Below are 7,140 nucleotides of genomic sequence, written 5' to 3'. Positions count from 1 at the left end.
TTACAAATCGCCTATCAAGTCCATAATGTCATCGAGTTCTTCCAGAGAGAGCTTCTTGTCCACGAAATCACTCGGTGTTAACTCACAATCTTTCTTTTGCATACAATGTACAATAATAGCGTTCAAATGAAATTGATAGAGTCCTATGAGCTTGTCTATCGTCGTTTTGTGATACTCATGGCGATTGTAATTCAAATAGATAACCAGCTCGCCACCGATAATCTTGGCATAGATATCTAGCGGGTGCATGCGTTCGGCAGGCGGGCCTAGTACTATCCCCCCTGGTAGATCCGATAGCGAGAACAGATCATTGTCCAGATCGGCATCGTACTGTCCCAGATAATTGAACACAACTTCGGGTTGGCGTGTGAAATGGATGTCTCGCTTGTACTCGATATCTGTGAGATGCTTTAAGATGGAATACCCGATTCCTTTATTAGGAATAGCACGCATCATTTCTTTGACCAGCTTGATCCGCTCCGCCAATTGACCCGATTTGGTAGCAGGCAGGATTACTGGGAAAAGGGAAGTGAACCACCCTACCGTACGAGAGACATTCAAGCCTTTGACAATCTCTTCACGTCCATGTCCTTCCAAAAAGACCCTAACATCGTTTGCCCCTGTCCATTCCTGCATCGCCATTCCCAAGGCAGTCAACAGGATCTCTTGCGTTTCCGTTTGGTAGGCGTGATTTGTATGGCGCAGTAATTGTTCAGTCTCCATTTTGGAGAAACGAACCGACGCTGTTATCGTCACCATTTCGGTCTGGTAAATGGTCTCCTGATCCTTTGGCAAAGGACGGGTCGGAATGGATTCGACTTTTTTCCAATAAGCGAGTTCGTTTACAAGCTTCTTGCTATTGGCTACGTTTTTTAGCTCTTTCGCCCATTTTTGATAAGAATGTGTTTTTTCCGGTAAAGCAATTGGATTACCTGAGGCTACTTGTTGATAGGCGATTCGGAAGTCTTCCAGAATGATGCGCCAGGAAACACCGTCAACAACCAGATGGTGAATCGCAAAAAGCAAATGGTCACCTGCTCTTGTCTTGAAGAGCGCTACTTGAACCAGCGGTCCCTCCTGTAAATTCATACTGGCTTGCAGGCGGTTTGCTTCTTCTTCCACTTTGCTTCGAGCATCCAGCTCTTCTGTAAAATCAAACACATGGAATTCGAACAGATTACCATCGTCGCCCCGATTAAACTGGACAAATCCCTCATCCGATTCGGTAAAACTCATGCGCAGGGCATCATGATGAAGCACTAGCGCATTTAGAGATTCCATCAGTAGTTCGCTATGGAAGCCCTCTTTGCTGAAAAGCATCATTGCTTGATTCCAGTGATGTCTGCTTGATGTAATCCGTTCAAAGAAGTAGTGCTGGATTGGTGTCAGTAAGACAGGCCCTGTTACCAATCCCTGATCGATCTTGATCCTCTCGGAAATGACAAACGGTGCGATTCGTTCGATCGTCGGATATTTAAATAGGTGATTGACTTCCATCATGAGATTCATCCGTTGCAGACGAGACGCGATCTGCAAACTCTTGATCGAATCTCCACCAAGCTCGAAAAAGCTGTCTTGAATCCCTACCCTCTCGATGCCAAGTACTTCTCCCCAAATTCCGGCAAGAATCTCTTCCATCTCAGAGCGCGGTGCTACGTATTCCACTGAGCTGCTCACACTTCCATCCGGTTCGGGCAGGGCTTTGCGATCCAGCTTTCCGTTGGATGTAAGCGGAAACTCCTTCATGAGAACGAAATGGGCAGGTACCATATATTCTGGCAATTCACGGCGAAGCAGGTCGCGCAATTGACTGACTGTCCATTCCTTCGCAGAAAGCAGATAGGCGCACAAGTATGCCTGATTGTTCTGGTCGGTTCGGGCCATAACCACCGCATCATAAATGGACTCTTCCTGAATCAGTTTGCTACGAATTTCATCCAACTCGATGCGGTATCCACGAATTTTTACCTGATGGTCCATCCGTCCGAGATACTCGATATTGCCATCCTCACGATAACGTGCCAGGTCGCCTGTGCGATAGATACGCTTACCAGCCTCTAATGGATGGGCAACAAATTTTTCCGCTGTCAGCTCTTCGTTATTCAAATACCCTCTCGCCAAGCTGATTCCGGCAATACATAGTTCGCCCGGCACTCCTATTGGCTGCAATTGTCCGTGCTGATTGACAATATGCATGCGATAGTTGGGCAGTGGCTTTCCGATGGGAACAGGACTCTCCAGTGAATCTTTTGCGAGCGAATAGCGGGAAGTATATATAGTCGCTTCTGTTGGCCCGTAGATGTTTTCCAATTTCACCTCCGGCAGTACTTCATATACTTTTGGCACGAGATCATCCGGCATCGCTTCCCCGCAAGCAAGGATGTACCGCAATCGGTTGGCTTCGTTTCGCCCCTCCAGATATTCGACGAATGGATTCAACATGGATGGCACAAAATTGATGTGGGTTATCCCTTCTTGAACTACCGCTTGCCATATTTCTTTGGGATTCTTTTCCGCTTCTGGCTCGAGAATTACCAATCTGCCATTCCCAGGAATCCACCCGAAGATTTCCGCTACAGAGATATCAAAAATGTAGGTCGTCTTCAGCAGGATTGCATCTTCACACATGAGCGGATATTCATCTTGCATGGCATGGAGTACATTGAGCAGCCCTTCGTGTTCAATCATCACGCCTTTTGGCTTCCCGGTTGAGCCCGATGTGTACATAACATACACGAGGTCATCCGGCATGTTAACCAGTGGTAGATTGCTTGTATCTGGCGAAAAGCTACTCTCGCTATTCAGATCCATAACATTCGCTGTAAAGCTTACTTTTTCAACGAAACGGGACTGTGCTACCACCAGCTTGGCCCCGCTATCTGTGAAAATGTAGGAAATTCGTTCAGTCGGACTGTTCGGATCGATCGGCAGATAGGCTCCACCTGCTTTTATCACGGCGAAAATTGCAACTATCATCTCGAAGGATCGTTCCGCTATAAGCATCACCAGATCGTCTGGTTGCACCCCTTTTGTTCGGAGGGTATGTGCCAGTTGGTTTGCTCGTTCGTTCAGCTCTCGATACGTCATGCACTGTTCGCCGAGTACCAATGGGATCTTGTCCGGTGTAGCGGTCGCCCATTCTTCTAACAACTGCATGATCAATTTGCTGGGGTATGTTTTGGATGTATCGTTTACCCCTAGTAACAAATCGAAGCGTTGCTCTTGGGGCATTAGTTCAAACGTTTTAACTTGCTCCTCCAAGCCGTGAACAGCTTGCAAAAGGAGGTGTTCAAACTGCGCAATCATACGGTGGATCATGCGTTCATCAAACAACAGTGTGTTGTATTCAAAAACAATGTGTAGCTCGTTCTCCCGCTCCACTGCTTCTAGTGTCAGGTCGAACTTGCTAGTCCTGTTGTTGATATGACGCGTTTGGTTTTCCACCCCTGTCTCCGGTGAGCCCTGCATCATGAACATCACATCAAACAGAGGATGACGATTCCCGTCGCGTTTTGCGCCAGAGCCTTCGAGAATTTTATCAAAGGGAACGTACTGGTTTTGCAAAGCAGCCAAAAGCTCTTGCTTTACCTGTTGCAGGTTATGTAAAAAGCTTTCTTCATGCTCAATCGAGAGTAGAAGTGGCAAGGTATTAACGAACATCCCAAGTATCTCTTGCGTATCTGGGTGCTGTCTTCCATCTGTTACGGTCCCTAGTATGACTTGCTTGCTGTCGTTATTCATTTTGGATAGCCATACAGAAACGATGGTGAGCATCAGCATATACACGGTAACGTCATTTTTTGTTGCTGTGGTTTTGAGCTTTCTAGTGAGTTCTTTGTTTGCGCGATACGTGATGGTAGCCCCATCAAATGTCAGTTGCGGCGGACGTTTTCGTGTAGGAAGTTGGACAACAGGAAGCTCGTCCTCTAGAAGGGTTTTCCAGTAAGCAGCTTGCTGTTTGTATTCCTCGCTTGAATGCCACTGATTTTGCCATCGCGCAAACGACTTATAGGTATTCTTTAAAGGGAGAAGCTGCTGTCGTTCGAGTAAAGTCTGTAACTCTCGCAACAAAATCGACTTGGATAAGCCATCCATGAGGATGTGATGGGAGTCGAGCCAGAGAACCTGTTTGTCAGGAGTTTCAATGATTCCAGCCCGGAGCAATGGCGCTTTTGCCAAATCGAATGGCTTGATGTGCTCTGCAAGTAGGCTGTGTAGCACCTCTTCTGCACCCGTTTGACGGACAAATGATAGTTCGGCCCACGGGACAATTCGTTTTACGATTTCGTCATGATGCATGTAATACGTGCTTCGTAATCCTTCGTGGCGCATCACCAGCTGCTGCAAGGCCGTCAGGATATGCTCCACATCTACGGATTGGGGAAAGTCAACCGTGAATGTCACATTGTATGCGATCGACTCGACATCCTGCTGCTGGATGATGTACATTCGTTTCTCCACCGCGGATGTTTCGTATTCCTGTTGTACGTTCAGTTCCTGCAATGGTTGTATGTTCGTCTGCTCTTGCTCTGTGAACAAACGTTTCAATTGGCGAATCGTTGGATGCTTAAAAAGCTGGTCATATCTCAAATCGAATCCGATATTCTTGAACTGGGAAATGAGCTGCATGGCCTTGATCGAGTCCCCACCGCATTCAAGAAAATGGTCGTCGATTCCCACCTGCAAATTTCCTAGCACGTTGCTCCACACCTGAGCCAATTGTTGTTCAAGCTCATCAGTTGGCGCGACATAATCTTCCCTAAGCAACTCCTCATCTCCCTGTACATCTGGCAATGCCCGCTTGTCTACCTTTCCATTCGTGGTGAGCGGTAAAGTCTCCATGTGAACAAAGTGCGTCGGGATCATGTAATCAGGAAGATCATTTCTGAGCCATTCCCTCAGCTCGTGAAAAGGGATTTCATCAGGAGCAACATAATAACTAACTAAGTATTTGCGGCCATCCTCCCGTTCTTTGGCGATAACCGTTGCCATTTCGACCATTGGATGATTCATGAGGAAAGGTTCAATTTCTCCTGGCTCGATCCGATATCCGCGGATTTTCACCAAATTGTCTAGGCGGCCCAAAAACTCGATGTTCCCGTCAGGCAACCAGCGTGCTCTGTCTCCCGTGCGGTACAAGCGCTCACCCGTCTGTGGATGAATGATGTATTTCTCTGCGGTCAAATCTGGTCGGTTCACATATCCGCGTCCCAACCCTTCACCGAGGATAAATACCTCGCCTACTACCCCAATCGGTTGTAATGCCAGCTTTTCGTCCAAAATGAAGATGTAGGTATGAGCGATAGGCTTGCCAATCGGAATGCTCTGGTATTGCTTGTCCACCTCAAAAATAGTAGCAACAATCGTGCACTCTGTCGGTCCATACAAGTTGTACAGCTTGTAAGCACCGCGCCGATCAACCTTTTTTAGCACATCCCCGCCTGTGAGCATCGCTCGAAAAGAACGATTATCCATTTGCATGAACTGTTCAGCTGCTCCCGTCGGAAAAAAGCTGATCGTAATGCCTTCTTGGTTGCAATAATCATTCAAGGCAATCAGATCATACTTCAGTGCAGTTGGCACGATGTGTAACGTAGCGCCCGTGAGTAGATAGGGAAACATTTCCAACACAGACCCATCAAACGAAAAACTGGAATAGACAAGGGCTTTGTCTTCATGGCTCACTTCAAAGTACTGGCGATGCCATTCGCAAAAATTTACCAAGTTGCCATGCTCGATCATCACGCCCTTGGCCAAACCTGTCGATCCCGATGTATACATGACATAGACGAGATCTGTTGATCGATTGACGTACTGTAGATTTTCTTTTCTGTCGCTAAAGCTACCAGGGTCACACACGTCGATCACTTCTACTTCGCAGATACTCTTCGTCTTCTCTATAAGGGGGGTCTGTGTCAATAAAACGGGTGCTCTACTGTCGTTTAACATATAAGCAATTCGTTCATCAGGATAATCCAGATCGATAGGGAGATATGCTGCTCCTGCCTTTAGAACGGCGAGAATACTCACCAGCATATCCAGTGATCTATCCATCATGAGCGCAACAAGATCGTCAGGCTTAACTCCTTTGGCACAAAGGTTATGGGCTAACTGATTGGCTCGCTCATTAAGCTGTTTATATGTCAGGGACTGGTCTTGACATACAGCTGCTAGACTGTCTCGTGACACTTCGACTTGTCGTTCAAACAACTGATGGTAGGTTTTATCGCTCTGCATCTCTACTTGTGTTCGTTCTCCACAAAAACGTTTTAATGCCAGAAGCTCTTTTACGGTGGTCATATTCAGGTTTTTGTAGAAATCTCGGTCTTTTTTGTAGTGAATCGTTCCACCAGATGGTTGCGGAAATGGTGTGATCCGCCCACTTACAATATTCTCCCACTCTCGGATGAACAGGTCTTCAATCACCTGATTCGCTTTGTTGTAACAATCGATCAGTGTATCTTCGTCATCAAAAGCAATCTCTTCTTGAATAAGGATATCGCCTGTATCTATGTTCTCGTCTATGAGGTGTAGCGTAACCCCTTTTGGTGTCTCATCCCAAATACTCCAGAAAACAGGGTCTCTCCCCTTGTTCCAGGGCAAGAGGGATGTATGTAGATTGATAATGCGCCCTTTGAAATGGGAAACGATATCCTTACTCAGAATATAGCCGTACGCGTAACTGACAATATAGTCGATTTCTTCAAAAAATTCGGTTTGTTGTTCCCACTTTTCATTGCACACGATGACTTTGTGGTTTCTTGATTCCAAGTACTGCACAATCTTGTTTTCTTTGCTCATGAATGTTGTTAGGAATAATATTCTCAAAAAAACATCACCAGCATTTCTCATAATTTCGTTGACAAAAAGTTGACTTCGATTGAAAATTGTTTTAGATGGAATTTGTACCACATTTTTACTTTTTGTTACATGATTTTACATATAACTCAAAAATACACTTTTCTGCAAGTGGTTGTATGTAAATTTTTTTATTTTTTGTGCCCAACATTTAGAGTAAAGAATGCCAAAAGGCAATACTCTGCTGGTTTTTAAGGGATGAAAGGAGGTAAGTATAGAGCTGGTAAAAAATGACGAATTTTGACAACTTCCATTTTCAATGCTGCACTTCGTTCAACATGA

The 7,140-nt window shown here is 45.8% G+C and carries 1 protein-coding gene; it reads right to left on the bottom strand.

Annotation, left to right across the window (positions count from 1 at the left end; genetic code table 11):
- The gene (locus tag PMI05_RS27655) at positions 1 to 6,828 is read right to left on the bottom strand and encodes a non-ribosomal peptide synthetase (RefSeq protein ID WP_039961566.1); all 6,828 of its coding nucleotides are present in this window, start codon (positions 6,826 to 6,828) and stop codon (positions 1 to 3) included.
- Positions 6,829 to 7,140: the final 312 nt, after the last annotated feature.

Source organism: Brevibacillus sp. BC25, from assembly GCF_000282075.1.
Taxonomy (GTDB): domain Bacteria; phylum Bacillota; class Bacilli; order Brevibacillales; family Brevibacillaceae; genus Brevibacillus.
Note: the sequence above shows the minus strand (reverse complement) of the source record. Positions and strands in the feature narration are given on the sequence as shown.